The following is a 25,880-nucleotide window of genomic DNA, read 5'->3' as shown; positions in this document are numbered from 1 at the left end:
GCAAGCATCGGCCTTGAGCTTTTTTAACCTGCGCAAAAAGCCTGCATGCGGGCACTTCTACTCGGACCATCGGGGAAGCTCGATGAAAAAAGTGAAGTGCCCGTTGCGATGTTTAAGGCCGATGCGCCCGCCGTGCAGTTCGGCGATGTTTTTGGCGATGGACAGCCCGAGGCCGGCCCCGGGGGAGGAGCGATATTCGCTGCGGGACGGGTCTGCCTTGTAAAACCGTTCGAACAACAGCTTTTCCTGCTCTTTCGCGATCGGCTTGCCGACGTTTTCGACGGCGAAATAAATGTGGCCGGAGTTTTCCAAAAGCCGCACCGTGATATCGCCGGGCTTAAACGAAAACTTGAGCGCGTTCATTAACAGGTTATCGATGGCGCGGACCATTTTTTCCGTATCGATGGACGCGTACATCGGCCCCGGGTCCCGGACCAAACGCACCGAAAGCGCATTTTCCTGCGCGATGGGTTCGAATTCGTTCATGATTTGCTCGAGCAATGCGGCCATGTCCATCTTGGTTAAGCTCAGGTTTGCCGCGCCGCTCGTTAACCGCGTGTATTCGAACAAATCGTCGATCAGCTGTTTCAGCTGCTGGGATTTGTTGTACGCATTGTCGATATAGCGTTTATGTTCCTCAAGATTCGTATAATCGTCATTTTTCAGCAGGTTCAAATAACCGATGATGCTGGTCAGCGGCGTGCGCAAATCATGGGAGACGCCCGTGATCAGCTCCATTTTGGACTGCTCACTCCGCCGCTCCAGATCCATTTTTTCCTGCAGCTGTTCCGCCATGAAATTGATGCTTTTGGCGACCTCCCCCAGCTCGTCTTCGCTGGACGCGGGGAGCCGGTAGTCGAGATTTCCGCCCGCAATCGTCATGAGGCCGTCGGCCAACGTCCGCAAATACCGCACGATCGGCCGCGTCAGCATAAAAAAGAAAAACAAAAACGTCACGACCAAAAACGCAAAACTCCCGACCGGCCCCAGATCCCCCAAATTGATCGTAAAATAAGCCAGGATCCATGAGAAGGCAATCATCAGGATAAAGCTCAGGACAGCGGCCCAAAACATGCGGACCCGGATGTTCTTTTTTCCGGTCAGAAAGGAGGCCAGGAACGAAAGAAACTCTTTACTCAACTTTATATCCCACTCCCCAGACCGTTTTAATATACCGGGGTTCCCGCGGATTGTCCTCGATTTTTTCGCGGATGTTCCGGATATGAACCATGATCGTGTTGTCGGATAAAAACTTGTCTTCTTTCCAGACGCCGCGGTAGATTTTTTCCACGTTGAATACATGCCCGCGGTGGCTGGCCATCAGTTCCAGGATCGAAAATTCGATCGGGGTCAGCGAGACCTGCTTGCCGCGGACCGTCACGACATGGCGGCTTTTATCGATGATCAGGTCGTTGATTTCGATGATCGCACCGCCGGATTGGGACTGGCTGCCGCCGTCGCTTGCCAGCTTGATTCTGCGCAGCTGCGCCTTCACCCGGGCCACCAGCTCAAGCGGGTTAAACGGTTTGGAGACATAATCGTCGGCTCCCGTCGTCAGCCCCGTAATTTTATCGATGTCTTCGCCTTTGGCGGAAAGCATGATGATCGGAATATTCATCGTTTCGCGGATTTTGAGGCATGCCTTGATCCCGTCCATATGGGGCATCATCACGTCCAAAACAATCAATTCCACAGCCTCGTTTTTGAGCAGCTCCAAAGCCTTGAGGCCGTCTTCGGCTTCGAACACGCGAAGCCCTTCGTTGCGCAGAAAAATATGCACCACGTCGCGAATTTCCGGGTCGTCGTCAACGACCAGCACGGTATGGTTCAAAGCGAACGATCTCCTTTCGAATGGTTTGGTTTGAATAGATGACGAACGACCACCGCAATGGCAACTGCGGCAACCGAGACGCCGGCCAGCAGCAAACCGTAACGGTAAACCAGCTCGCCGACCGCCTGCGCGTGATCTCCTACGAAACGTCCTGCGGCGAAAAATATCGCCGTCCATATCCCTCCCGTCGCAAAAGAGAACAGCGCGTATCTCCGGAACGGCATACGGTGCAGCCCGACGACGTACGGCATGACGTGGCGCACGACCGGGAAAAAATAGCTTATGCATAACGCGAAGCTGCCATACTTGCGTACCAGCGCCTCTGAAAAGTCGGCGTATTTTTTTTTGTTTTTCTTCCGGCCAAGCCGCTCGAGCACCGTATTCCCGAATAACCGGCCGAGCACATAACCTAACGATAACCCGGAGACGACTCCCAGATAGGTGAGCATGAAGGCGGGGAGCACATGAAGAAAACCGTTTGCGGTCAAAGCCCCTCCGGTCATGACGATCACTTCGTCGGGAACCGGCATGCCGACGATGCCAAGCCACAGGGCAAAAAACAGCGCGGCATAACCAAAATGCCCGATGAAGGAAAGCAGCGTATCAGCATTCATAGGCTGCACGCTCCTTTTTTTCATCCTTGAATAGGTTCCTGCCGATCCCGTAATAAAGCAATTCGGACAACAGGATGCCCCCCGCCACATCCGCCAAGACATGCTGTTTGACGAGCAACGTAGAGGCGATGATCATCCAGGAGACGACGAATGCGGCTATTTTTAAGCGCTTGCCCGGATTGCACTGGAAGGCCGCTTTCAGGACGATATGGCTGGTCAGGACGTGAATGCTCGGAAAGCAATTGTAAGGCGCGTCCGTCGCGTAAACGAAGCCGACAAGCGCATTCAGCACGCCGCCTTCGCCGATTTCCGGCCGCTGCAGCGTCGTTTGGAACAGATAAAAGCAGCCATAACAGACGGCGAGGCCGATGCAGGTCAACGTTAAGCTGCGGTAGTAAACCCGCCGGTCCTTCTTGAAAAACACGACGAACATCAAAAAGACGTAAGGGTACCAGATCAGGTACGGGATAATGAAGACGGGCATGAAAGGAATCCGCCGGTCCCATTCGGTGATCAATTGGGCCGTATCGGCCCCGCCATGATTGAGCAAGCCGTAAAACACGTTCAAGACGGGAATGGCCAGGAGCCATCCAAGCGGCAGATAGGCTGCAAGCTTCTTATTCATACGTATCATATCGCTTGCGGCAAACGTACACAAATGCCGGGGGAATATTCAACGGGACGTAATGGACATGCTCGATGTCGAACAACGTGCCGAGCTGCTTTTTCATTTGCTGCGAATATTGGAAGGCGATGAACAAACCTCCGGGTTTTAGCGAACCCATGATTTCGTCCATCAGCTGATCGCGAAGCCGTTGCGGAAAATTAAAAAACGGCAGGCCGCTCAATATGCAATCCAGCCGATCGACACCCTCGGCCCGCAGCGCTTCCCGAAGCCGGCAGGCATCGGGGTAACACGCAAAACGGGGGAAATCCCTGGTTAATCCGCCGCGGAGCACCGCATCTTTTTCGAATAACATCACGTTCGTCCGGTTGACGTTATAAGCGTCAATGTACTTGGTAATCGCGCCGGTTCCCGCGCCGAGCTCGGCCATATGCCGGGTTTGCCGCCAGTCGACCGCCTCAAGCATTTTCCGGGCCAAAAAAGCCGAACTCGGCGTCACGCTGCCGATTTGTTTCGGCGCCTGCGAAAATTTGTACAGAAACAGCATTTTTTCTTGGATATGCTTCATCATCGGATTTCTCTCCCTTGCTTTTGCATATTCCCATGTTAAAAAAATTTTCTTGGGAACAAGCAAAGGAAAATCTGAAGAATTTCTGAAGGCAAACCGAAAAAAACGCCGCACCGGATCTCCCCGGCAACGGCGTTTTCGTTATGCAGTCGTTTCGTTTTCTCCCCATTGCTTTTCTTTCCACATGACGGTAATGGCAAGGCCGATGACCATGACGACGGCGGCGAACAGGTAAGGATAATTGACGTTGACGTCGAACAATATGCCGCCCACCGCCGGACCGGCGATATTGCCGAGGCTCGTATACGTCGAGTTCATTCCCGCGACAAACCCTTGGTCTTTCCCGGCCGCTTTGGACAAAAACGTCGTCAAGGCCGGGCGAAGCAGGTCAAACGCAAGGAAAATAAAGCTCGTGACCACCAGGACCGCCATAAAGCCGGAGATCACGGTGGATACGACCGCCAACACCGCGCCGACGATCAGACACCACTGAATGAGCCTTTTTTCGCCGAGAACGTCCACCATTTTACCGAACAAGAATATTTGGACGACGACCCCGAAGATGGAGCTGATCGTAATAATGGCCGCAATATCTTTGGGCGTGAACCCGAATTTATGGTCGGAAACCAAGCTGAACACCGTCTCGTAGGCCGACAGGCCGAACGCAAGCACAAATACGATGATAAACGCGATAAAGTAGAGCGGTTGAAGCGATTTTTTCAAATCGCCCAAAAAATGGGTTTGCTTTGCGTTCGCGGCGATTTCCGCGAGTTCTTCCTTGGTCAGCGGCTCCTTCAAAATAAAGATGGAAATTACGCATGCCAGGAAGGCGATGACCGCTGCAAAAAAGAAAGGAACGCGAATCCCGTATTCCGCGATGAAGCCGCCGATGCCGGGGCCGATAATAAAGCCGGTACTGATCGCGGCGGAGATATACCCCATGGCCTTTGGACGTTCCTCGACGGTCGTGATGTCGGCCACGTATGCGGTCGCGCTGGGCATGATAAAGGCGGCGCTGAAACCTCCCAACACCCTTGCGAAATAAAGCACCCATACGTTCGTGCCCACCCCGAAGATCAGCTCGGACACGCCAAACAGGAACAGGCCGATGACGATGATTTTTTTCCGGCCGTAGCGGTCGACCCAGCGGCCCGCAAACGGCGACATCACCAGCTGGGACACCGCGAATACCGCGACGAGCGCCCCCATCGTTTTGCCCGATAAATGCATCATATCCATAAAGGACGGCATGACGGGGATGATCAGGCCGACCCCCAGAAACGCAATGAACACGTTGCTCAGCAGAATGAGCAGCACCGCTTTTTGCTCTTTAATTGGTTTTTTCATGTCTCAACACTCTTTCCGTAAAAATCATGGATGCGATATGCCTCGCCAAAATACGGTCCAGCAGGCTTCCAATTTTTCTTCCAGCCGCTGTTCGTCATTGTCGTACACCAGGCTCAGCATGATGGAATCGACGATTCCGAGGAATGCAAGCGTCGGCGTTTTGGCCGACTCGCCGTATATGGCCTTCGTATCGATCCAATCCTTGAATTTTCGTTCGAGTATGCCCTGAATTTCGGTTTCGATGTCGACGACTTCCTGTCCGATCGCATCGGCCAGATGTGCCGGCGGGAAAAAGGACGTCCGCAGCCAAAACTTCAACTGCTCGTTTTTCTGGAACAAATCGATGACCAGCCGCAAAAATCCGTAAAGATCCCGCTCCGGATGATGCTCATCGAATCCGCTCATATATTCGAGCTTCGAAGCGCGCTCGGCCTCTTTCGCATCCCGCAGCACCTGCAGGAACAAATCGTCTTTTCCTTTAAAGTGTGCGTAAAGGGACTGTTTTTTCATACCGACTTCTTCGGCGATTTGGGAAAGGGAGGCTCCTTCATAGCCGTGTATCGTGAAAAATTTCAGGGCGGCATCCTTAATTTCATCGACTTTCAATCATGTGCACCTCCAACTAACGAACGTTCGTCAGTCATCTTAACAGATGATTGCTTGATAAGCAAGTGCCTAAATTTTTTAATAGTAATTGTTACGAATAACTTGCCAGAGCAAAAAATGTATGTTTTAATGTTAAACGTAATAATTACGAATAAGGGGAGATGAGCTGGTTCACTCGTACTAAATATGTGCGTACACAGCAGAGGATATTTTTTTGCCTATTTTTAAATCGTAATTATTACTATTAATACCGTCAAGGAGGATACATATGATCTTTTGCTCATTACGCGATATCGTGTTTGGATACGAAAACGAACCTGTGATCCGGAATGTATCCGCGGATATTCATGCCGGAGAATTCATTGCCGTCAGCGGCCCGAACGGGGCGGCCAAAACGACGCTGTTAAAGCTGATGCTCGGTCTCCTGAAGCCATGGAGCGGCACGGTCAGGTTTTCGGCGGAACTCGGCCGGAGCCGGGTGGCGTACGTTCCTCAGCAGGCCTCTTCCTTTAATGCCGGGTTTCCCAGCAAAGTCATCGAATTGGTCCGGTCGGGATGTTACCCGGAGCTCGGTTTGTTCCGGCGCTTTCGCCGGGAGCAGCATGAACTCGTGGAGGAGGCGCTCAAAGCGGTCGGCTTGTGGGAGCTGCGAAACCGGAAAATCGGGGAGTTGTCCGGAGGGCAAAAGCAAAAGGCATGCATCGCCAGGGCGATCGTGCAGCAGCCGGATCTGCTCGTTTTGGATGAGCCCGTTACCGGCATGGACGCCGCGAGCCGCACTCGTTTCTACGAGTGGATGCGGCAGCAGGTCAAAGAGGAAGGCAGGACGGTGATCATGGTGACCCACGGGCTGGACGAAGCCCAAGATTACCTGGACCGCGTGATTTATCTGGAAGGGAAGGAAGAAAGCGATGTTTCAATATGAATTTATGCAGCGGGCGTTTTTGGCGGCCGGTTTGATTTCGCTCATTGCGCCGGTGCTCGGCGTGTATCTTGTGCTCAGAAGGCAGTCCCTGATGTCGGATACGCTCTCGCATGTCTCGATGGCCGGGGTCGCGCTCGGCTCCGTGCTCCATCTCAGCCCGGTGTTATGCGGATTTCTGTTCGCCATATTGGGAGGAATCGTCATCGAGCAGCTGCGGCGGACGTACCGTTCCTACAGCGAAGTGCCCGTGGCGATCATTATGACCTCGGGGCTGGCGCTTGCGATGGTGCTGATGAGCCTGAAGACGAGCCTGAACAAAAGCTTTAATTCTTATCTGTTCGGTTCCATCGTGGCGGTCAGCGAAACCCAATTGATCGTCATCGCGGCCGTAACGGTGATCGGGCTCCTGTTTTTCGTGTTACTGCGCAGACCGCTTTATAGTTTGACGTTCGAGGAAGATACGGCTGCGGTCAGCGGCGTTCGCGTCAAGCTGCTTTCATTCGCTTTTGCGGTCGTGACGGGGATGATTGTGGCCGCTGCGATGCCGATCGTCGGCGTGCTGCTCGTTTCTTCCATGATCGTTTTGCCTTCGGCTTTTGCGCTTCGATTTGCCGGAGGATTCGCGTCGGCTTCGGTTCTGGCGGTCGCCACCGGCATGATCGGCGTGTTCAGCGGCCTGACCGCTTCCTATTACACGAATACCCCGCCCGGGGGGATCATTGCCCTGATTCTGCTTGCCATTCTGCTGGTCGGCATCGGCGTCAAACGAGTGGTCAAACGGACCGCCAAACGGCGTATCGCCAAGGCCGGCATGCCTGTACGGCAGCAAACCCATCAAACATTGAAGGAAGGAGCTTCAAAATAATGAAAAAATGGATTCCTTATGTATCCGCGCTTACGATTGCCGCACTGGCCGTTTCCTTGGCCGGCTGCGGCCAAAAAGAGGAGGTTTCGGCACCGGCCGGGGCGCAGCCCGCCGCGCAAAAGCAGAAGCTGAAGATCGAAGCGAGCTTTTATCCGATGTATGAATTCGCCCGCCAGGTTGCGGGGGATTTGGCGGAGGTGAACCTGCTCATTCCGCCGGACGTGGAGCCCCATGATTGGGATCCGACGCCGCAGGACATGGGGAAAATCGAGCAGGCGGACGTACTTGTGTACAACGGCGCCGGCCTGGAAGGATGGATCGATCAAATCCTGAACAGTTCGGGCAACAAAAAATTGAGCGTCGTCGAAGCAAGCAAAGGACTTGAGCTGATCGAAGGCGCCGAGGGAGAGCACGAGCACGGGGAAGCTGCGCATTCGGCGCATGCAGCCGATGACAAGCATGATGCTGCGGAAGACCATGATGCGGAAGCGGGGCATTCCCATGAGCATGCACACGAACATGAGCATGAACACGATCACGGGGGATTGGATCCGCACGTATGGCTATCCCCGCAGCTGGCCGTCAAGGAAGTCCGGAACATCGAAGCGGCCCTGATCGAAAAAGCTCCGGAACATAAGGAACAATTCTCGAAAAACGCGGACGCTTACGTCGCGAAGCTGGAGCAGCTGGATGCGGATTACAAAAAGGAGCTGCAAAACGCAAAACGGAAAGATTTCATTACCCAGCATGCCGCTTTCGGATATTTGGCCAAGACTTACGGTTTAACGCAGGTGCCGATTGCCGGGCTGTCGCCGGAACAGGAACCGTCGGCATCCGCCATGGCGGATGTGGTGAAGTTCGCGAAGGAGCATCAGGTCAAAACGATATTTTTCGAGACGCTAGTCTCCTCCCAGGTTGCCGATACGATCGCCAAGGAGCTCGGGGCGAAAACCGCCGTCCTGAACCCTCTTGAAGGATTGACAGCGGAGGAACAGGCGAAAAACATGGACTATATCTCCGTCATGCGCGCTAACCTTGCGGCGCTGAAAAAAGCGTTAAACGAATAGGATCTTAAGGGGAGAAGAGAAGATGGCTGACAAAATCATACCGGTAACCGTGCTGAGCGGATACCTGGGGGCAGGCAAAACGACCGTGCTGAACCATGTCCTGAACAACCGCGAAGGCGTGAAGGTAGCCGTCATCGTCAACGACATGAGCGAAATCAACGTCGACGCGGCCCTGGTGCAGTCGGGCGGGAGCCTGTCGCGCACCGAAGAAAAACTCGTCGAGATGTCCAACGGCTGCATCTGCTGCACCCTGCGCGACGATTTGCTGCAGGAGATCAAAAAGCTGGCGGAGGAAGGGCGGTTCGACTATATTTTGATCGAATCGACAGGCATTTCGGAACCGATCCCCGTCGCGCAAACCTTCAGCTACGCGGATGAAGCGTCCGGCATTAACCTGGCGGAGCACGCCCGGCTGGACTGCATGGTGACCGTGGTGGACGCCTACCGGTTCTGGAAGGACTTTTCCTCGGGCGAATCGCTGCTTGACCGGGCGGAGGCTTCGGGAGACAACGATGATCGGGATGTCGTCGACCTGCTGATCGACCAAATCGAAACCTGCGACGTGCTGCTGCTTAACAAATGCGATTTGGTGGAGGAAGAGGAGCTGAACCGCCTCGAGGGACTGCTGCGCAAGCTGCAGCCTACGGCCAAAATCATTCGCACCGTGGGCGGCCGGGTGAATCCCGCCGAAATCATGAACACGGGGTTGTTCGACTTCGAAAAAGCGAGCCTCTCCGCCGGCTGGATACAGGAGCTGGAAAAAGATCACCATACGCCGGAAACGGAGGAATACGGCATCGGCTCGTTCGTTTATCGCAAGCGCCTCCCTTTCCACCCGGAACGTCTCGCCGCGGCATTGTCGGACTGGCCAGCGGAAGTGGTTCGTGCCAAAGGGTTGGTATGGCTGGCGGTTAAGGACGATGTGGCCGCCACCTTCAGCCAAGCGGGACCGTCGATCCAGTTCGGCCCTGCGGGGTATTGGCTGGCGGCGATGCCTGAAGCCGAGCAGCGCGACATTTTGGCGGCCGAGCCGGACCTCAAAAGCAAATGGGATCCGACCTGGGGCGACCGGATGAACGAAATCGTTCTGATCGGGATCGATCTGGATCGCGAAGCGATCGAACGGCAACTGGATGCCTGCCTGCTGACGCCGGAGGAAATGAAGCTGGATTGGTCCCGTTTCCGCAATCCGCTGCCATGGGCGGCCATTTAAGTCATGCTGAAACCATATGCGTTTTTGAGCTTTGTGTGGTATTTGGGATTACGGCAGGTCCGACTGCTTCCCCTCGTGACATTTCAGAACATCAAACAGCCCGTTCTTTCTGAACGGGCTGTTTGGATTAAGGAATTGTCACACCCTATTTATTGAGAGGAGAATCCTCGTATCCTTCATCGTTATAATCCGCGTGCCGCATTTTGCCCAAAAAGTTCATGCCTTTGATCGTGCGTCTCGTCTTATCATCCCCTATTCAATAAATATTTCTATTGCTCTAACATGCATATTAAATTTATTGATTGTAAGGTAGAGCCTTTTAGCATATCTAGAAAAATATTCCAAAGTGGGTGATTCAAGCAAATTTTCATTAAACAGCCAATTTTGTGGAGCTAAAATAATATTTCCGCCGTTGAGCAACATAATATTATTCAAATATTCCCAAATAGAAGTTTCAAGTTCCCTATTTTCTACGTTGTTCATAGCTTGAAAGTTATCAATAATTATTTCAATATCCTCGCAATCAAGTACTTGATTTCTAATATCTAATTCTGAACGTAGATAAAAGTCTTTTACTACCGGACTTAAGATATCATTCTCCGTGACAACTTGTTGAAATGCCATTCTCGATTCATTTTTCATCTCACTTAATCTAATAGATGTTAGCTCATTATTCTCATGTATGCCTTCTATCGAATTAAAATGTGGTGCAACCAGATCAATAATAAAACGATAGATTTCAAGTGAATACAAAGGTACCTCAAAAGAAGTACCGCGCTTTTCCTGTAAGAATGGCGCAACAATCCATTGGAGCAAACTATTTTCTTCTAAGTGATATGGCGCTGAGGTATTTACAGATAATTGATTGATAGCAAAGTCAGCATTATATATTTCGTGTGACAAGTTTTTTCTTTCAATGTGTTCAACTCTCTTATACCACATCAGCATCTCTCCCAACAGGAAACTGCCCAAGTATATAACTGGGCAGTTTCTATTAAATCATTAATATTAGTATACTCTAATAGTACTAGGAGTTACAGCAATAATATCATAAACTGCATATCGCCCTTCAATTGACCCATACTTTTCTACGGAGAACGTACCCTTACCCGGTGTGAATTCTATCTGACCTTTCTCAGTTGGTTTATTCCCACCTTTTGGATTAATATAATGATCTTTTTGACCCACGATTTTGCCACTATCATTTTTTACATCAAAAATTAAAACTCCTTGTTGAATTGCTTCACCTGATCTTGTTAATGTTACTGTCCAATTACACAACATTTTGCCGCTGCCAATTGCTTCACAATTTATTGTTCCAAACCCTCCCACACCTGCTGCATGAGTATTTATTTCGTCAGTTGTTAAATTTTTTAAGTCAGCAGCGTTATTCTCTATTCCTTCCTCCACTAGAAAAAATCGAGAACTGAAACTTGTTTGCTGGGATTCTTCTGGATTTGCAGAATCAGCAAACGACGCGACAGGTAATGAAAGTAGCATAAATACAGTAAAAAGAGAGAATAACAGTTTTTTCATTTTTTCAACCACCTTTGATAAATTTTTATTCTACAGGAATATTTTATATATAAACAAGCTAAATTGTAAATATTTCCATGGGAAAATGATCAACAAGTACTGCCTTATATGAAAATCAATATTACTATTGTTTGATTTTGTTGGATAAAACGAAAATAAATCGACATAATACCCTAAACTATGTATTTATAGAGTAAATTTTTAAAAGGATTTCCATTCAACCAGTAACTCCAATAGATTCAGCAACAACATGTGTATTAACATAAAGATAATTTTCTGTTTCATCTAAAAAAGGATCTTGGATTAGGCTCTGCTCGTTTAATAATCGCTTTTAATATTCCAATTGTCATTCTTATTACAAGATCATTCTTTGAAGTTGTGACTGTTTTAGAGTTTTTTTTGATCCCAAGAACCGACAAACCAAAAGCTTAAAAAAAATTACTGAACGGTATAAACTGTATTTCCAATTGCTTATCATAGCTTTGTCATCTAATTGCTTTACCATATTCAATATCACTTTTCCCGAACGCGATATCATGGGATGGACTTTCCACAAACAGGGCAAACTAGGGAAAAACAGCCATGGAGGATGCGCATGAAAGCCGTAACGTACCAAGGTCGAAAAAAGGTGGAAGTGAAAGAGGTCCGCGATCCCGGACTTGAAAAAAAGGACGACATTCTTGTCCGGGTCACGACGACCGCGATATGCGGCTCGGATCTTCACGTGTATCACGGTTTAATTCCCGGCATGTACGACAACTATGTGATCGGCCATGAACCGATGGGCATCGTGGAAGAAGTGGGGCCGGAAGTGACACGCGTCAAAAAAGGGGACCGGGTCATCATTCCGTTTAACGTATCCTGCGGGCAATGTTTTTACTGCCAAAACCAGATGGAAAGCCAATGCGACAATGCAAACGATGCCAGGGATACGGGCGGATATTTCGGTTATTCGAAGACTTACGGCGATTACGCGGGGGGACAAGCCGAACTGATGCGGGTGCCTTACGGAAACTTCGTTCCGTTTGTCGTACCCAAAGACGCGGAGCTGGAGGATGAACAGATTCTCTTTTTGTCCGATATTTTGCCGACGGCCTACTGGGGCGTCGATCACGCCGGCGTAAAACCCGGGGACACGGTCGTGGTGCTCGGATGCGGGCCGGTCGGACTGCTCGCGCAGAGATTTGCCTGGAAAAAAGGGGCCAAACGCGTCATCGCCGTCGATCAAGTGGATTACAGGCTGGAGCATGCCAAAACATACAGCCATGTTGAAGCCTACAACTTCGGGGCGGTCAACGACCTGGACAAGCAGCTGATCGAATTGACCAAAGGCGGAGCCGACGTCGTCATCGACTGCGTGGGCCTGGATGCGAAGCGCACCCCGCTCGAAAAGGTCGAAACGGCGCTGAAGCTGCAGGGCGGCTCGCTTGGAGCTTTTGACATGGCGGCCAACATCGTGCGCAAATGCGGAACGATTTCGGTCGTCGGCGTCTACGGGCTGAAATACAACCTGTTCCCGTTCGGCCACTTGTTTGAACGGAACATTACGGTCAAAATGGGGCAGGCACCCGTCATCCACTATATGCCGGAACTATTCCAATGGATCAAGTCCGGGGAGCTGGACGCCACCGACATCATTACGCACCGGCTTCCGATGTCCGAAGCGGGGCATGCCTACAACATCTTCGACAACAAAGAGGACAACTGCATCAAAGTAGTGCTCAAACCATAAACTGCAGCCGTGACTTGCGAAAGAGCCCGTTCCATAAGAACGGGCTCTCTTTCGAACGGTCATTTAGCTTCATTCCGTATGATTTATTCTCTCACTCTCATCAGTCACCCAGCACATAAGCATCCAAAAAATCGTTTCGGAACTTGCCTTCAGGGTCGCAGCGAAGAAGAAGGTTGCGGAAATCCGGCAGCCGTTCGTAAAGCGTCCGCAAGCGGACGGGCGGCATCGTAAACAGCTTGGCCCAATGCGGACGCGCGCCGTATGGAGCAAGCCGCTCTTCGATCAACGGGAGCACTCGCTGCACGGCTTGCCAGTCAGGCTTCCAGGTGAAATGGATCGCGACCGAATCCTGCAGGTAACAAGGGCTCATCCACAATTCGTCTTTTGCAATCGTTCGAACCTCGGAAACATAAAGAAGAGGGGCAACCTGTTCCCGAAGTCCGTCCAACGCGCATAAAGCCTGGTAGGCGAATGCTCGGGGCACAAAATATTCGCTTTGCAGCTCCTCCCCGGCGCTTGGGGTGAATTCCATCCGGAAATGGGGGAGCCGCTCGAACCAAGGTCCGGGGACGCCCAGCTGTTCGCTGCAGTTTTCCGCTGAAAATCCTGCCACGGGGTGAACATTTCCCGCAGCCCTGACCGAGCCGAAAAACGTCGGCCCCATGGCGGAGGCGGTGCCGTCCATCGTCCGATGCTTCAGCCAGACCTGATTAAAGGAGGACGACTTCCAGTCCGTGAACAGGCTGACGCTGTAAGCGGCAGAGGCGATTTCGTCAAAGTGATGCTCCAAATTCTCCAAGGGGAGATTTTCGTATACGTACTGGCACATCTCGAACGCCGGGATGACGTCGAGCGTCATTTTCGTGACGATTCCGAGTCCGCCAAGACCAACGGCGGCTCCATTGATCTCGTCCCCTGCGTCCCGGGAGAAGCGCATGACGGTTCCGTCCGCCCCGACGATTTCCATCGCATGGATCGCAGCGGCCAGATTGCGGCTGTTCACCCCGGAGCCATGCGTTGCGGTTGCGCAGGCCCCTGCGACCGTAATATGCGGAAGCGATGCCAAATTATGAAGCGCATAACCTTCTTCGTTCAGATAACGGCATAGATCCCCATAGCGGATGCCGCCTTCGATCGTTACCCGGTGGTTTTGGCGGTCCAGCGCCAAGACCCGGTTCAGCTTTTCGAGCGACAGTTGGGTTTCCGGGCTGTCCGCGATTCCGTTGAATGAATGCCGCGTTCCGACGACCTTGATCCGGCGGCTTGCGGCCGCGAGTTCAACCACCTGTTCCATCGTTTCAGGGATATGAAGCTTTGAAGCGCTGTACGTGTAATTGCCTGCCCAATTCCGTTTTTGGTCCATTTGCTCGCTCCCATTCGGTATAAAAGTCTATAAACCTATGATAGCAGGGGGCGTACAGGGCCTCAACCTATTTGTTGAGAGGGGAATCCTCGTATCCTTCGTGGTCGTAGTCGGTGTGCCGCATTTTGCCTAGGATTTTCATGCCTTCGATCGTGCGCTTCGTCTTTTCGTCCCCGATGTCGTACAGGAAAGCGTACACGTCGATCAGTTTATCGTTAAATTCCTGCGGCGCGTCGTCATGGTCGGCCGATTTATAAGGAATAAACGCGCGCTTGAACGTATATTCGTCTTCCCGGTTCAGATCCTCCAGCTTGTCCATCAGCTTGGTCTTCTCCGCTTCGGTCATCAACACCTCGAATTCGGCGGATTCGTAAGGGGCATCCTGAATCAAATGATGGCTGACGGAAATATAATAACGTTTTTTATCGGTATCCATAAGTCAGATTCCTCCTTCGTCCTTGGCGCTTTGCGCATCTTGCGTGTTCCCGGAGCTTTCGGCGAATGTGCCCGGGCGGCAAGAACGTTTTTACTGAATTTTAAACGAAAAGAGGCCTACTTGAATCAGAGACGCCGGTCAATCCGTTCTTACGGAGGGTCTTCTGAGAAAATAGTGGACACCGGGTCGAAGGTCATTACGAAATACAATATGTATATGAGCGAAAATCAAAAGCTGTTGTTTCCGTCGAAGACGAGCTGCCCGAACCCGGGCAGCCGCCGATGACGCCTTAGCGCTTCGCGAACCAGATCGTCCAAGGATCCTTTTCGGCAATCGGGCCGGATCCTTGGAGCTTGCTTTGCATATAGGCAATGAGCTCATCCAGTTCCCCGTCCGAAAGCTCATGCAAAATCGAACGCCCGGTTCGCCGCCGCACATCCTCGAACAACGCCTCGGGGTCAGGATGCACTTTCCTTGGCTCCCACCATTTCAGCTCGCGAATGTCGCAAAAACCGCTCTCGCGGAGCGCTTCGGTCACCGTTTCCGAATCATGCCTCCGGGATTTCTCCGTTTCCATAAGCCCAGGGAATTTTTCGAAAATGTAACCGCGGATGTGGGTATCCGATCCGGGCAATACGCTGTCTTCCGGCGTCCGGTCCTGCACGATCAGCATGCCGCCTGCCTTTAAAATTCGATGCGCTTCGCGAAAACAGCCCTGCAGATCGGTCAAGTGATGGATCAGCGCCCGTTCCAGCACGACATCGACATGCTTCGAAGGCAGCGTCGTCCGGTCCGCAGCACCTTGAATCCATTCCACTTCTTGCGTTTCGCCTACGTTTTGTTTCGCCCCCTGCAGCATTTCCGCCGAATAATCGACGCCGATGACATGCTCGGCTCCAAGGGCAAGCAGTGCTTTCGTGTAGATTCCTCCACCGCAGCCAATATCCGCCGCCCGTTTTCCCTTCAGTTCCACCTGCTTGGCAATGAGCTCCAGCCAAGAGGCATCCGCAACGCGGGTCGTATAAGAAGATTGGTTTCTTGGATCATGAAAATCCATCGGCATAACAGAAACTCCTCCTTTTTAAGTTTCATGGAATGAAACTGTGTTTTATAAAATGGGATGATTTATATGTATTATAAAACATTCGAAGCCGATTGGCTACGTTTTCGAAGAAAATCGGCGGACGTTATAAATTCTTTAGAATTGCCCTCTAGTATCAATCCCAGGAGGGGAAATGATTATGAAAGTACTGGCAATCGAACATGTAACCAAAAAAGCAGGACGGCGGACGCTTGTAAGCGACATGACCTTTGAAATCATGCAGGGGGATGTTTGCGGCTTCGTCGGCCCGAACGGCGCCGGCAAAACGACGCTGATCCGCATGATTACGGGGCTGGTCAGACCGGGCGAAGGCACCATCCGCATCGAAGGTTTCGACGTGCAGCGGGACCGGATGAAGGCGCTTGGCCAGGTCGGAGCCATCGTGGAATCGCCGATCTTTTTCCCATATATGTCCGGAAGGGACAACTTGCTGAACCTCGCGAAACTGCATGCGGGCATCCCGAAAGAAAAACGCGCGGCCCGCGTCGACGAGGTCCTGGCTACCGTCGGGCTGGACGGACGCGGACGCGATAAAGTCAAAACCTATTCCCTGGGCATGAAGCAGCGCCTCGGCATTGCCCAAGCGCTGCTTGGAAACCCGAAGCTCATCATCTTGGACGAACCGGCCAACGGGCTGGACCCGATGGGGATTCGCGAGCTGCGCAACCTGATTCTGAAGCTGAACCAGGCGTACGGGATCACCTTTTTCGTATCGAGCCATCTGCTTGACGAACTGCAGCGGATCTGCAACCGCTTCGTCATCATCAAGGAAGGACGGCTCGTATGGCAGGGCACGCAGGAAGCGTGGCTGGAGATGGCCGGAACGAGCAGCCTGGAAGACCATTTCGTGGAGATGATGACCACATGATGGCTTTATTTCACAGCGAGTGGGAACGGTTATGGAAACGCAAAATCGCCTGGCTGTTCCTGATCTCCATACCGCTGATCATTGCCCTGACGGCTAAATATTACATCGGCCATAACGCGTCCTTTCCGCTTGGAAGCCCCGAGCATACGACGGCGGAAAATTTTCCGGTCATGGCCATGATCGAGCAGCTGATCGTCGTGTTTAACGTCGTGGCGCTTGTGCTTTTGACTTTTTCCTTTACGGAGGAATACCGTTCGGGCCAGCTGCGGCTCGTCATGCTGCGGGCATACGGCAGCTCGCAAATTTTTTGGGCCAAATGGCTGGCGTTTGCATCCATGATGGCTTTGTTTTTCGTCGTCTATTTGGTTGCGGCGGTCGTCGCCGGGTACGTATTTTTCGAATCTTCGCCGCAGCAGACGTTGTTTTATTACGATCATGCCGTTTCAAGCCGATACATGATCGGTTATACGCTCAGCTATTACGGAATGGCTTATGCCTCGATCGTCGGGACGGCATCCGTATTTATCGCGATCGGCGTCATCTCCCGTTCGTCGACCGCGGCCATTGGCCTCGGCATGGGATTTTTGCTTTGTTCCCTCGGGTTTCCGCTCATCTATGACCTGTTCAACCGCGTCACGGGGTTCGGCTGGCCCGCGATGCTGAAATACGTTTCGCTGACGGAAATCCAATTTAGCGGGATCGCGGTCATGCTGTCGGGCAGCGCAGCGGCAAGAGAATGGCATGCCGGACTGTGGATGGTGCTTATACTTGCGGGATATGTCGCGTTGTTTACGGCCGCCGCCCGCCTCATCTTTACCAAATCGGATCGTTTTATATAAGGAGGAAATGGATCATGATGCAGCTTTTGCAAAGCGACTGGCAGCGGATATGGAAACGGAAAAAAACCTTCGTCAGTCTGCTGATCTTCGTTGCGATCGTGCTGCTCGACTGCCTGTTCTTGGGCGTGCAGTCGTTCGGCGCGTTCGATAACGTATCGTCGGTGCCTTTGACCGCACAAAATTTTTCGCTTTTTTTGCTGAAGGAAGTCTCGTTTTTTCTGGTGCTGATTATCGGCCCGATCCTGATGATCGACAGCTTTAACGGGGAATATCACGGGGGCCAGCTGCGTCTGGTGCTGATCCGCCCGATTTCGATCCTGCGGCTGTTTGCGGCAAAATGGATCAATCTGGCCGTCATCCTGCTGCTGTTTGTGGTGGTAACCTTTGTCATAGGGGAAGGTGCCGGGCATCTGCTCAAGCCAAGCGTGGACTCCGTCGTGTACCTGAACCCGGACCGCGCTTACGGCCCGGCCGGCGCATTCCTGTACAACCTGGAATCCTACGGGTTGTTCATGATGATTTTGCTCGCGCAGTTAAGCGTGACCGCGGCCCTGTGCACCTTGCTTCCAAGCCCGATCATCTGTTATCTCGGCTGGATCGGGGTGGCAGTGGGCGGCCTGTATGTTTCGGATGCGCTCCGATTTTTGCTGATGGGGATGAGCACCGTTTTTCAATGGATGGCCGGCCGGTACGCTCATGCCTTTCTTTTGCCGGTAATGGTTTGTATATTTCTAGGTTTTGCCGTTACAATGTTGTGGTGGAACCGAAGAAACTGGGTGAAATAGCCCGGAAGCAGGGAGTTTGTTTTACATGCAGGACAAAATACTGATCGTAGACGACGAGGCTCAAATCGTGTCGCTGATGGAGCAGGCCATGACGGCGGAGGGGTACCGGGTGCTGACCGCTTCCAACGGAATCGAAGCGATGAATCAACTCGGACAGGCGCCGGATCTGATCATTCTTGACGTCATGATGCCGGGCATGAACGGATTTGAGCTGTGCCAGATGATCCGCGACGAGGTGGATTGCCCGATCCTGTTCGTCAGCGCGAAGCAAACGGAGGCGGACCGGATCCAAGGGCTGTCCATCGGAGGGGACGATTATATAACGAAACCGTTCAGCCTTCGGGAGCTAAAAGCGCGAGTGGCTGCCCATCTGCGCGGAAGCCGGAGAATGCGGGAAAGCTCCGCGGAGCGGTCCCTGCTCCGGTACGGACGGCTGCGCATCGATTTGAAAGGCCGGGAGGTGCATGTCAACGACGCGGTCGTACCGATGACGGCCAAAGAGTTCGATATCGTCGAGCTATTGGCACTGCATCCCGGGCAAGTTTTTTCCAAGGAACAAATTTATGACCGGATTTGGGGGCTTGAAGCGAGCGGAGACGCAAGCACCGTGACGGAGCATATCAAGAAGATCCGCGCCAAGCTGGGCTCGAGGGATCCTTTGAACAGCTATATTTCCACGCTTTGGGGGGTCGGCTACAAATGGGAAAGATCGGATTCGTAGAACGCCTGCCCATCAAGCGGCAGCTGATTCTCACCTTCGTGTGGATCATGGTTTTCAGCGTGGCGTGCACGGCCATTACGCTTGTCTTCGGCGTGGGCTGGATCGTTTCGAACAAATGGATACGCCCGGCGAACAGCTATGAAAACAAAATCCCTTCCCTCGTGGCATACGTCAAATCGCAAGGGGACGCGATCCTCGACCCGGCAAGCCGAGCGGAGCTGGAAAAACGGATTCCGGGCGACGGAATCCAGTACCAGGCGGTCGATCTTTCCGGGAATCCGCTCTATGGAACGATGCGGGAACGCAAGTTTCAAACGAGTCAAGCGTTGATCGAGAACCTGAATACGACCAAAAGCGCGGGGACGACGCCGGCTTTTGGCGGGATGTTTGTCCGGAGCGTGCCCGTCATGTCGGCGGCAGGGGACCTAAAAGGGGCCATGGTGTTCCGCTATAAGCTGGAAGCGACCACGGCCGCGTCGGGTTCCAACTGGATCAACCTCGCCATCGTCATGTACTTCGTCGTCTCGCCGTTTTTATACGTCGCGTTGTTTACGTATCTGTTTGCGGCGAGGCTCGGAAAACGGATTGCCAAGCCCGTACATAATCTCATTGAAGCCTCCAAACGCATCCGCGACCAGGATCTCGACTTTACGATCAGCTATCAGGCGGACAATGAGCTGGGCATGCTGACCGAATCGTTTGAAAACATGCGCAGCGCCCTTAAGGACGCCTTGCTGAGGGAGTGGAAGCTGGAGCAGGAACGCAGGGACATGATGGACGCGATCGCCCACGATTTCCGCACGCCGATGACGGTCATCCAAGGCAACGTGGAGCTGCTGGCGGATACGCCCGATATGCCCCGGAGCCAAGCCGAAGGCCATCTGAAAGTCATCGAGGATAACATTCAAAGGGTCAACCGCCTGATCCAAGACATACAGATCGCTTCCGAAAAGGATTTGGAATACTTTCCGCTTCGCGGGGCGCAGGTTGCTTTGCGGCAGTTCATCCAGGACAAGGAGCGGGAGATCGGCTTCATGTGCCGTTCCCGGCAGGTCCGGTTCAGCTTCGAATACGAGGACTCTGCTCCCGGCGGCGGGGAGACGGTATTCATGGACGTGCAGCGCATCAGCCAAGTCATGGACAACCTAGTGGCCAACAGCTTCCGGTATTTGCCCGCGGAGGGCGGCTGGCTCGGCGTTCGGATCGAAAGGAACGCGTCCGGCCTGCGATTCGAGATATGCGACAATGGCTCGGGTTTTGCCGAAAAAGATCTTCCGCATTTGTTCGAAAAGTTTTATCGGGGGGACAACGGGCAAACGGGTCTTGGCCTGCATACCGCAAAAGTGATCGTCGAGAAACACGGAGGCAGCATCCGCGCGTCGAACCGCCGGGAGGGCGGGGCTTGCATGGTTTTTACGATCCGGACGGACGAACTTGCCTGCAAAAGATGAAAAAGAAACGGCGGTTCGAGACCACGTTTATCGTTCGCCGGATGGACCGGCGGAAAAACAGGCCCCTGAAAAGGGGGAACGGTAGCCCCCGACCCAGGCATCTTCATGATTCGATCATGAGGATGCCTTTTTTGCCATAAGCCTAATAAAACGGAGTCGGGACCCGGGTTTCGCTCAGGTTCGGTATGTTTGGCGCCGATGCGATTTGCGGAACAACCTTAGCGGCATGACATACCATTTGTCATGGGCCTTCCTGGTTCGGGTTGCCTCGTAGATCATTTGTTTTTCTTGTTCCCTCCGGATGTTTACGGGATTGTTGCGTTCCGCCTGTTCGTATTCAAGCAGCTTTTGAAACGTATAATGTTCGAGCATGTCTTCTCCTCCGCTTCTATTGGGTTGCTCTCATTATGCGCTGTTCAAAAGGGGCAAAAAAGAGTATACTTTCGGAAATGGTTTTCCCCTTTTATGCCGGAGATTGCTTTCAGGAGGGTCGTTCGATGCAAATTAAAGAACAATACTTAATGCTTCACAGCCGGTTTTCGGACGGAAAACAAAGCGGCGTGCCGATTGAAGTGACGCTTGAAGATTTGGCGAAAGCCTTGTATTGCACCGTACGGAACGCCAAGTTCATTTTGCGCAAGCTGGTGGACGAGGGATGGGTCGACTGGCTTCCCGGCCGGGGAAGGGGCAATTATTCGCAAATTACGTTTCAAGCAGGCAAAGAACAATTTCTTCTGAACCTGGTCATCGGGCTGGCCAAAAGCGGCGATTATCGGCAGGCATTCGACATGCTTGGCGCCTACGGGGACGGAACGCAAGCGAAAGAAAGGTTTCTGGATTGGCTGAACGGCCATTTCGGCTACAAAAAAGAAGAGGAAGCCGAGGGCTCCCATGCAACCGACAATTTGATATTTCCCGTCCTGTATCCGCCTCGGACGCTGGACCCGGCAGCCGCAAGCTTCGCGTTTGATTCCCATCTTCAGCGGCAAATTTTCGACCGGCTGTTGGCTTTTGACGAGCGGCTGGGCCGGATCGTGCCCGGGGTGGCCCATCATTGGGAAGCCAATCGGGATGCGACGGAATGGACCCTTTATTTGCGCAAGGGCATCCGTTTTCATCACGGCCAGGAGCTGACATCCGCCGACGTGCTGTTTTCCTTTGAGCGGCTGCGCAGCCATGCGGAAAACAAGTGGCTTCTCCGGGAGGCGGAAACGATCGAGGCGCTGGGGCCGCGCGTCGTCCGGATCCGGCTGCGCAAACCGAACCGCATTTTCGACAGGTTCATGTGTTCGGTCGGGGCATCCATTTTGCCTGCCCATTTTGCGGGTCAGGACGAGGGAGGCTTTTGGCGTTTGCCGATCGGCACAGGCCCGTTCCGCGTCGTATCGTATTCCAAGCATCGCATCGAGCTTGCCGCGTATCCCCATTAATTATCAAGGCCGCCCGTATTTGGACGGCGTCGATATCGTCATTATGCCTGCGGATTGCGACCCGGAATCGATCGGCTTTACATCGGTTTTGCATACCTGGGACCGGTACAGGCAGGACGAAGGGGATGGACGGGGTACAGGTTTAAGGCTGGGCTGTACGATGTTGTCCTGGAATGTGAACAGGGAGGGTCCGCAGCAGTCCGAAGCCTTTCGGCGGGCCGTACGGATGATTTTGCATCCCGGCGAGATGATTGCGGAGCTGGGAGGCCCGCGTGCCATCCCTGCTTTCGGATACCGGCCGGACGAAAGCCGAGGCAGGGTCATCGATCCGGTTCGGCCGGAACGCGTGAAGTCCGCGTTAAAAGAATCCGGATACGATGGGGCGGCCATCCGGCTGGCGGTGTATGACAAATACAAGGATGACGCGGCATGGATTCAAAAACGGTTGTCGGAATGGGGAATCCGCGCCGACATCCAGAGCCACCGCGACTGGGAGGACGCAGACTGCACCGTCTCCAGCATCGTCCTCGCCGAAGACGAAGTGTGCGAAATCGAATCTTATGAGAACGGGGCCAGCGTATTGCGGCTGTACTTGGACGAAGAGCGACTGCTTTGGATCAAAGCTCGGATCGACGACGCCTTGGGGGCGGAGAGCAGGGAAGACAGACGCATGACGTTCCGGGAAATCGAACAGTATTTGCGTGACGAAGCCTCGGTGATTTTTCTTTATCATCGGCACCTGAATGCCTTTTTGCATCCGTTTGTGCACGGCATGAGCCTGAATCCGCTGGGTTGGGTCGATTTTAAGGACGTTTGGCTCGAAAAACATGATTAAAAGTGGGGGAACTCCTTTTCATAGGGGTTCTTTTTTTGGTTGCAGCAACGCGTTCCGAATCGTTCAAATTAAATGACATAATGTAAAATACTTCACAAAATGGACGAACGGGTGTATAATCGGATCGTAATCGATTACATTGATGACGATGTACCACATAGAGAGGAAGATGGACATGGGAAGATTGGCAGGCAAAGTCGCCGTCATTACGGGCGCAGGCAACGGCATGGGGGCCGCGGAAGCGAAATTGTTCGCCCGGGAAGGCGCCAAAGTGGTCGCAACCGATATCAACGAAACGGCATTGCATGAAGTCGTGAACGAAATCAAGCAAAGCGGCGGGGAAGTCCTGAGCTTAAAGCATAACGTAGCTTCGGAAGAAGAGTGGAAATCCATCATCGAAGAAACCGTCCAACAATTCGGGAAAGTCGACGTTCTTGTGAACAATGCCGGCGTTTCCTCGACGATGACCATCGCCAACCTGGAGATGGACAAATGGAACCAAGTGATGGACATCAACCTGAACGGTTGCATGCTGGGCATGAAATATGCCATTCCTGAGATGAAAAAGAACGGCTCCGGCTCCGTCATCAATATTTCCTCGATCGGCGGCCTTGTCGGCATGGCCGGTTCCAGCGCTTATACCGCTGCGAAAGGCGCGCTGCGTTCGATTTCGAAAGCGGCGGCCGTCGAATATGCGAAAGACTGCGTCCGGGTAAACTCCGTGCACCCCGGCATCATCGTCACGCCGATGACGGCCGGCACGTTCGGGGAAGCGGAGCCGTATTACAAAACGTTTACGCAGCTTCCTTACTTCGGCAATCCAGAAGACGTAGCTTACGGCGTGCTGTTCCTGGCTTCCGACGAATCCCGTTTCATGACCGGCGCGGAGCTTGTCATCGACGGCGGCTGGACGGCCCTGTAATCCGTCTGACGGAACAAATAAAAATAACCCTGAAGGACTATCCTTCAGGGTTGTTTTTATTTTCCATTTGCTTTATTTTATCGAACGGACGGACGCGATAAGGGCCAAGGATGGACAAGTTCATCAACATTTCGGCCATTTCCTCTTCCTTGTAAGGCATTTGGTTTTCGACCCACCAAATAATAAGCTCCAGGAACGCCGATTCCACGTATTTGATGACGACTTCCCTGCGAGCGGATAAATTGGAATCGTCCGGCTCGGTCATATTGATGCCCTCGGATATGAAGTTGTGGAGCACATCCAGCAGACCGGCGGTGAAGGCCGCAATCCGGTTTTTGACCAGCAAGGCCTGGTATTGGCGGAAACGCTCGCTGACATGCTTGAACATCCGGATGAAAATAGGATGGGCTTGTCCGCTGGAAAAATCGAATTGGATCGGATCGTCGTTCGAATTCCGGATCGATTCGCTCAATTCGGCCAGCAGCTCGTCGATGCATTGATTCACGAGGTCTTGTTTATCGTTGTAATGCAGATAAAACGTCGCGCGTTTGACGGTGGCCCTGTCGGCGATATCCTGTACGGTAACCTGTTCGTAGTTTTGTTCCTCCAGCAGATCAAAGAGCGCGTTTTTGAGCAGCCTTTGCGTCCGTATGACCCTCGGATCGATTCGTTGCTGTTGCTCTGAAGCCATACTTTTCATTCCTCCACAATCCTGCTATATCATTGTATTCTATCCATCATATAACAGACCGGAGAAGGATTCAATCAGGCGAAGGAATGAAGAATCGGAGATTCGGTGCTAGAACTTGAAGATTTGAATCGTTTTTTGCAGCTGGAATACGGCTTGTCTCATCGCTTCGGTTTCTTCCACGACGGCTTCGATCGATTTCATCTGTTCATTCATCGAAGCGGATACCTGCTCGGTTCCGGCGGAGGATTGCTCGGTAATGGCCGAAATGTTCTGGATTGCGGCAGAAATTTTCTGCGCGCTTTCGAGCATCTGGTCGCTTTCGCTGGAGAAGGCGTTGATCTGCTCGGTTATGTATTGTACGCTTTCCACGATGTTCGTAAAAATCTGCTCCGCCTCGCGGATCATTTCGTTTTGCATCCGCACGACTTCTTCGTTTACTTGAATGTTTTCGATCGCTTCGCGGATGCCTTGCTCAATGCTTTTGACGAGTCCGAACACCTCCTGGGTCGATGCCGTCGACTCTTCCGCCAGCTTGCGCACTTCATGGGCAACGACGGCGAATCCGCGCCCGTGCTCACCGGCTCTGGCGGCTTCGATCGATGCGTTCAGGGAAAGGAGGTTCGTTTGCTCGGCCAATTCGGAAATGGTTTTGGTGATTTTATGGATGCCGTATGCGTTTTTGGAAAGGGCGTCGATCGTTTGGGCGACGTGCTCCGTCGCTTCGACGTTTTTGCGCATGCCCTCGGCCTGTTTTTCGACCGACTGACGGCCTTTTTCCACGAAGCTGAGCGTCAGGTCGGATTGTTTTTTCATTTCCTTCGTGGATTTGGCGTAGTTCCCTACCTTCAATTCGATATCCTGGATCGATTCGGTCATGCCGGCGACGTCCTGCGATATTTCGCTTGCGCCTACGGCCAGCTCGTTGGATGCCGAGGCGACGGACGCCATGACGGTTTTCAGCTCCTGGTTTTTGTCCGCGATCCCGCGGCTGGCGTCGATCACCCGGCGGGTAATGCCGGAGGCTTCGTTTAATATTTTCTTCAACTTGTCGATCATGCTGTTAAACGAACGGCTGACGTCTCCCATGGAGCCGGTTTCATCGACGCGGTTCGTAAAGTCGCCTTTGGCGATCGCGGCCGTCACGTTGGCGATGTTTTCGAACGAGAAGGTGAGCGTCTGCTCCACGTATCGGGCAAGCGGGTAGGTCAATGCGGCCAGGACGGCGACAAACACGATTCCGATCACAAGCTTGCCGATCACGATAAAAATAACGAGCGCCGGAAGGGCGAACAGGGCGGCGACCAAATAACACCCGGCGATGACCCGTTGGGAAAGCGGAAGATTCTTCAACCACGACATAGGAAAATAGGCCTCCTTAATATATACTAGTTCTACCATATTATAGCACCGACACGGTTCAAAGGTCTATAAAACGTTTACAAAATGAGCCAAAATTAATGATTCTTTTGACATAATTCGATAACGTTCCCGTTAAAAAAACGAAGCCG

28 protein-coding genes are annotated in these 25,880 nt (G+C 52.6%); 13 read left to right on the top strand and 15 right to left on the bottom strand.

The genetic code is table 11. The features are described from left to right. Positions 1–57: 57 nt before the first annotated feature. The 7 genes from KI367_RS04495 to KI367_RS04465 all read right to left on the bottom strand — a co-directional run bounded on the left by KI367_RS04495 (position 58) and on the right by KI367_RS04465 (position 5,591). The gene (locus KI367_RS04495) at positions 58–1,140 is read right to left on the bottom strand and encodes a sensor histidine kinase (protein WP_246536595.1); all 1,083 of its coding nucleotides are present in this window, start codon (positions 1,138–1,140) and stop codon (positions 58–60) included. Next, positions 1,133–1,831, bottom strand: coding sequence for a response regulator transcription factor (locus KI367_RS04490; RefSeq protein WP_212947879.1), 699 nt, complete (start codon positions 1,829–1,831; stop codon positions 1,133–1,135). The genes KI367_RS04495 and KI367_RS04490 overlap by 8 nt, the downstream gene beginning before the upstream one ends. Next, complete coding sequence (locus KI367_RS04485; protein ID WP_212947877.1) at positions 1,828–2,445, bottom strand: DedA family protein; 618 nt, start codon at positions 2,443–2,445, stop codon at positions 1,828–1,830. The genes KI367_RS04490 and KI367_RS04485 overlap by 4 nt, the downstream gene beginning before the upstream one ends. Continuing rightward, positions 2,435–3,070 carry a phosphatase PAP2 family protein gene (locus tag KI367_RS04480; protein ID WP_052147008.1) on the bottom strand — a complete coding sequence of 212 codons (636 nt, stop codon included), beginning with the start codon at positions 3,068–3,070 and terminating at the stop codon, positions 2,435–2,437. The genes KI367_RS04485 and KI367_RS04480 overlap by 11 nt, the downstream gene beginning before the upstream one ends. Further along, positions 3,063–3,638, bottom strand: coding sequence for a class I SAM-dependent methyltransferase (locus KI367_RS04475; RefSeq protein ID WP_373316202.1), 576 nt, complete (start codon positions 3,636–3,638; stop codon positions 3,063–3,065). The genes KI367_RS04480 and KI367_RS04475 overlap by 8 nt, the downstream gene beginning before the upstream one ends. Positions 3,639–3,779: 141 nt before the next feature. Beyond that, the gene (locus tag KI367_RS04470; RefSeq protein WP_212947875.1) at positions 3,780–4,985 is read right to left on the bottom strand and encodes an MFS transporter; all 1,206 of its coding nucleotides are present in this window, start codon (positions 4,983–4,985) and stop codon (positions 3,780–3,782) included. A 24-nt stretch (positions 4,986–5,009) separates the two neighbouring features. Then, positions 5,010–5,591, bottom strand: coding sequence for a TetR/AcrR family transcriptional regulator (locus tag KI367_RS04465; protein ID WP_212947873.1), 582 nt, complete (start codon positions 5,589–5,591; stop codon positions 5,010–5,012). A gap of 268 nt (positions 5,592–5,859) precedes the next feature. Here KI367_RS04465 and KI367_RS04460 point away from each other — a divergent pair, with 268 nt between their 5' ends. From KI367_RS04460 to KI367_RS04445, 4 genes are read left to right on the top strand one after another with little or no spacing between them, the layout of a single operon-like run. After that, positions 5,860–6,516: a metal ABC transporter ATP-binding protein gene (locus KI367_RS04460; protein ID WP_212947872.1), complete on the top strand. Its 657-nt coding sequence runs from the start codon at positions 5,860–5,862 to the stop codon at positions 6,514–6,516. Next, positions 6,503–7,381 (top strand): metal ABC transporter permease, encoded by an 879-nt coding sequence (locus KI367_RS04455; protein ID WP_212947870.1) that lies wholly within the window; start codon positions 6,503–6,505, stop codon positions 7,379–7,381. The genes KI367_RS04460 and KI367_RS04455 overlap by 14 nt, the downstream gene beginning before the upstream one ends. After that, the gene (locus KI367_RS04450) at positions 7,381–8,448 is read left to right on the top strand and encodes a metal ABC transporter substrate-binding protein (RefSeq protein ID WP_212947868.1); all 1,068 of its coding nucleotides are present in this window, start codon (positions 7,381–7,383) and stop codon (positions 8,446–8,448) included. Before KI367_RS04455 ends, KI367_RS04450 begins: the two co-directional genes overlap by 1 nt. A 22-nt stretch (positions 8,449–8,470) precedes the next feature. After that, the gene (locus KI367_RS04445; protein ID WP_212947866.1) at positions 8,471–9,661 is read left to right on the top strand and encodes a GTP-binding protein; all 1,191 of its coding nucleotides are present in this window, start codon (positions 8,471–8,473) and stop codon (positions 9,659–9,661) included. Positions 9,662–9,913: 252 nt separating this feature from the next. On the opposite strand, the gene KI367_RS04440 is transcribed toward KI367_RS04445, so the two are convergent. Continuing rightward, the gene (locus KI367_RS04440; RefSeq protein WP_036710340.1) at positions 9,914–10,603 is read right to left on the bottom strand and encodes a hypothetical protein; all 690 of its coding nucleotides are present in this window, start codon (positions 10,601–10,603) and stop codon (positions 9,914–9,916) included. A gap of 66 nt (positions 10,604–10,669) precedes the next feature. Beyond that, positions 10,670–11,197 carry a hypothetical protein gene (locus KI367_RS04435; RefSeq protein ID WP_036710343.1) on the bottom strand — a complete coding sequence of 176 codons (528 nt, stop codon included), beginning with the start codon at positions 11,195–11,197 and terminating at the stop codon, positions 10,670–10,672. 595 nt (positions 11,198–11,792) lie between these two features. Here KI367_RS04435 and KI367_RS04430 point away from each other — a divergent pair. Continuing rightward, positions 11,793–12,929, top strand: a complete 1,137-nt coding sequence (locus KI367_RS04430) for a zinc-dependent alcohol dehydrogenase (protein ID WP_036710346.1) — start codon at positions 11,793–11,795, stop codon at positions 12,927–12,929. Between the two features lie 100 nt (positions 12,930–13,029). On the opposite strand, the gene KI367_RS04425 is transcribed toward KI367_RS04430, so the two are convergent. From KI367_RS04425 to KI367_RS04415, 3 genes are all read right to left on the bottom strand, one after another. Further along, on the bottom strand, positions 13,030–14,292 hold the full coding sequence (locus tag KI367_RS04425) for an FAD-binding protein (RefSeq protein WP_212947864.1): 1,263 nt from the start codon (positions 14,290–14,292) through the stop codon (positions 13,030–13,032). 67 nt (positions 14,293–14,359) lie between these two features. Then, the gene (locus KI367_RS04420; protein WP_036710347.1) at positions 14,360–14,728 is read right to left on the bottom strand and encodes a hypothetical protein; all 369 of its coding nucleotides are present in this window, start codon (positions 14,726–14,728) and stop codon (positions 14,360–14,362) included. A 289-nt stretch (positions 14,729–15,017) separates the two neighbouring features. After that, positions 15,018–15,791 carry a class I SAM-dependent methyltransferase gene (locus tag KI367_RS04415; RefSeq protein WP_212947862.1) on the bottom strand — a complete coding sequence of 258 codons (774 nt, stop codon included), beginning with the start codon at positions 15,789–15,791 and terminating at the stop codon, positions 15,018–15,020. 178 nt (positions 15,792–15,969) lie between these two features. On the opposite strand from KI367_RS04415, the gene KI367_RS04410 reads away from it, so the two are divergent. The 5 genes from KI367_RS04410 to KI367_RS04390 are packed head-to-tail and all read left to right on the top strand — an operon-like array spanning position 15,970 to position 20,494. Continuing rightward, positions 15,970–16,698 (top strand): ABC transporter ATP-binding protein, encoded by a 729-nt coding sequence (locus KI367_RS04410; protein WP_212947860.1) that lies wholly within the window; start codon positions 15,970–15,972, stop codon positions 16,696–16,698. After that, positions 16,695–17,537: an ABC transporter permease gene (locus KI367_RS04405; RefSeq protein WP_212947858.1), complete on the top strand. Its 843-nt coding sequence runs from the start codon at positions 16,695–16,697 to the stop codon at positions 17,535–17,537. The genes KI367_RS04410 and KI367_RS04405 overlap by 4 nt, the downstream gene beginning before the upstream one ends. 14 nt (positions 17,538–17,551) lie before the next feature. Then, positions 17,552–18,322: an ABC transporter permease gene (locus tag KI367_RS04400; RefSeq protein WP_212947856.1), complete on the top strand. Its 771-nt coding sequence runs from the start codon at positions 17,552–17,554 to the stop codon at positions 18,320–18,322. A gap of 25 nt (positions 18,323–18,347) precedes the next feature. After that, positions 18,348–19,043 carry a response regulator transcription factor gene (locus KI367_RS04395; RefSeq protein WP_212947849.1) on the top strand — a complete coding sequence of 232 codons (696 nt, stop codon included), beginning with the start codon at positions 18,348–18,350 and terminating at the stop codon, positions 19,041–19,043. After that, a complete protein-coding gene (locus KI367_RS04390; RefSeq protein WP_212947847.1) occupies positions 19,022–20,494 on the top strand; it encodes a HAMP domain-containing sensor histidine kinase in 1,473 nt (490 codons plus the stop codon). Before KI367_RS04395 ends, KI367_RS04390 begins: the two co-directional genes overlap by 22 nt. A 174-nt stretch (positions 20,495–20,668) precedes the next feature. On the opposite strand, the gene KI367_RS04385 is transcribed toward KI367_RS04390, so the two are convergent. Beyond that, a complete protein-coding gene (locus KI367_RS04385; protein WP_212947840.1) occupies positions 20,669–20,866 on the bottom strand; it encodes a hypothetical protein in 198 nt (65 codons plus the stop codon). Between the two features lie 125 nt (positions 20,867–20,991). Here KI367_RS04385 and KI367_RS04380 point away from each other — a divergent pair, with 125 nt between their 5' ends. From KI367_RS04380 to KI367_RS04370, 3 genes are all read left to right on the top strand, one after another. Next, positions 20,992–21,924, top strand: coding sequence for an ABC transporter substrate-binding protein (locus tag KI367_RS04380; RefSeq protein ID WP_212947839.1), 933 nt, complete (start codon positions 20,992–20,994; stop codon positions 21,922–21,924). A 19-nt stretch (positions 21,925–21,943) separates the two neighbouring features. Beyond that, positions 21,944–22,759: a periplasmic substrate-binding domain-containing protein gene (locus KI367_RS04375; protein ID WP_212947837.1), complete on the top strand. Its 816-nt coding sequence runs from the start codon at positions 21,944–21,946 to the stop codon at positions 22,757–22,759. 175 nt (positions 22,760–22,934) lie between these two features. Further along, entirely contained in the window at positions 22,935–23,681 is a 747-nt protein-coding gene (locus KI367_RS04370) for an SDR family NAD(P)-dependent oxidoreductase (RefSeq protein ID WP_212947836.1), read from the top strand. Positions 23,682–23,718: 37 nt separating this feature from the next. On the opposite strand, the gene KI367_RS04365 is transcribed toward KI367_RS04370, so the two are convergent. Together KI367_RS04365 and KI367_RS04360 are read right to left on the bottom strand one after the other, a co-directional pair. After that, on the bottom strand, positions 23,719–24,372 hold the full coding sequence (locus KI367_RS04365) for a TetR/AcrR family transcriptional regulator (RefSeq protein ID WP_036710364.1): 654 nt from the start codon (positions 24,370–24,372) through the stop codon (positions 23,719–23,721). Between the two features lie 108 nt (positions 24,373–24,480). Next, positions 24,481–25,731 (bottom strand): methyl-accepting chemotaxis protein, encoded by a 1,251-nt coding sequence (locus tag KI367_RS04360; protein ID WP_036710366.1) that lies wholly within the window; start codon positions 25,729–25,731, stop codon positions 24,481–24,483. Positions 25,732–25,880 lie beyond the last annotated feature (149 nt).

The organism is Paenibacillus cookii (genome assembly GCF_018333375.1).
In the GTDB taxonomy this organism is placed as follows: Bacteria; Bacillota; Bacilli; order Paenibacillales; family Paenibacillaceae; genus Paenibacillus_AQ; species Paenibacillus_AQ cookii.
Note: the sequence above shows the minus strand (reverse complement) of the source record. Positions and strands in the feature narration are given on the sequence as shown.

Coding starts and splice junctions, on each gene's coding strand:
- KI367_RS04485 (WP_212947877.1), bottom strand. CDS start 2,445: ATGAATGCTGATACGCTGCTTTCCTTCATCGGGCATTTTGGTTATGCC.
- KI367_RS04480 (WP_052147008.1), bottom strand. CDS start 3,070: ATGAATAAGAAGCTTGCAGCCTATCTGCCGCTTGGATGGCTCCTGGCC.
- KI367_RS04475 (WP_373316202.1), bottom strand. CDS start 3,638: ATGAAGCATATCCAAGAAAAAATGCTGTTTCTGTACAAATTTTCGCAG.
- KI367_RS04470 (WP_212947875.1), bottom strand. CDS start 4,985: ATGAAAAAACCAATTAAAGAGCAAAAAGCGGTGCTGCTCATTCTGCTG.
- KI367_RS04460 (WP_212947872.1), top strand. CDS start 5,860: ATGATCTTTTGCTCATTACGCGATATCGTGTTTGGATACGAAAACGAA.
- KI367_RS04455 (WP_212947870.1), top strand. CDS start 6,503: ATGTTTCAATATGAATTTATGCAGCGGGCGTTTTTGGCGGCCGGTTTG.
- KI367_RS04450 (WP_212947868.1), top strand. CDS start 7,381: ATGAAAAAATGGATTCCTTATGTATCCGCGCTTACGATTGCCGCACTG.
- KI367_RS04445 (WP_212947866.1), top strand. CDS start 8,471: ATGGCTGACAAAATCATACCGGTAACCGTGCTGAGCGGATACCTGGGG.
- KI367_RS04440 (WP_036710340.1), bottom strand. CDS start 10,603: ATGTGGTATAAGAGAGTTGAACACATTGAAAGAAAAAACTTGTCACAC.
- KI367_RS04435 (WP_036710343.1), bottom strand. CDS start 11,197: ATGAAAAAACTGTTATTCTCTCTTTTTACTGTATTTATGCTACTTTCA.
- KI367_RS04430 (WP_036710346.1), top strand. CDS start 11,793: ATGAAAGCCGTAACGTACCAAGGTCGAAAAAAGGTGGAAGTGAAAGAG.
- KI367_RS04425 (WP_212947864.1), bottom strand. CDS start 14,292: ATGGACCAAAAACGGAATTGGGCAGGCAATTACACGTACAGCGCTTCA.
- KI367_RS04420 (WP_036710347.1), bottom strand. CDS start 14,728: ATGGATACCGATAAAAAACGTTATTATATTTCCGTCAGCCATCATTTG.
- KI367_RS04415 (WP_212947862.1), bottom strand. CDS start 15,791: ATGCCGATGGATTTTCATGATCCAAGAAACCAATCTTCTTATACGACC.
- KI367_RS04410 (WP_212947860.1), top strand. CDS start 15,970: ATGAAAGTACTGGCAATCGAACATGTAACCAAAAAAGCAGGACGGCGG.
- KI367_RS04405 (WP_212947858.1), top strand. CDS start 16,695: ATGATGGCTTTATTTCACAGCGAGTGGGAACGGTTATGGAAACGCAAA.
- KI367_RS04400 (WP_212947856.1), top strand. CDS start 17,552: ATGATGCAGCTTTTGCAAAGCGACTGGCAGCGGATATGGAAACGGAAA.
- KI367_RS04395 (WP_212947849.1), top strand. CDS start 18,348: ATGCAGGACAAAATACTGATCGTAGACGACGAGGCTCAAATCGTGTCG.
- KI367_RS04390 (WP_212947847.1), top strand. CDS start 19,022: ATGGGAAAGATCGGATTCGTAGAACGCCTGCCCATCAAGCGGCAGCTG.
- KI367_RS04385 (WP_212947840.1), bottom strand. CDS start 20,866: ATGCTCGAACATTATACGTTTCAAAAGCTGCTTGAATACGAACAGGCG.
- KI367_RS04380 (WP_212947839.1), top strand. CDS start 20,992: ATGCAAATTAAAGAACAATACTTAATGCTTCACAGCCGGTTTTCGGAC.
- KI367_RS04370 (WP_212947836.1), top strand. CDS start 22,935: ATGGGAAGATTGGCAGGCAAAGTCGCCGTCATTACGGGCGCAGGCAAC.
- KI367_RS04365 (WP_036710364.1), bottom strand. CDS start 24,372: ATGGCTTCAGAGCAACAGCAACGAATCGATCCGAGGGTCATACGGACG.
- KI367_RS04360 (WP_036710366.1), bottom strand. CDS start 25,731: ATGTCGTGGTTGAAGAATCTTCCGCTTTCCCAACGGGTCATCGCCGGG.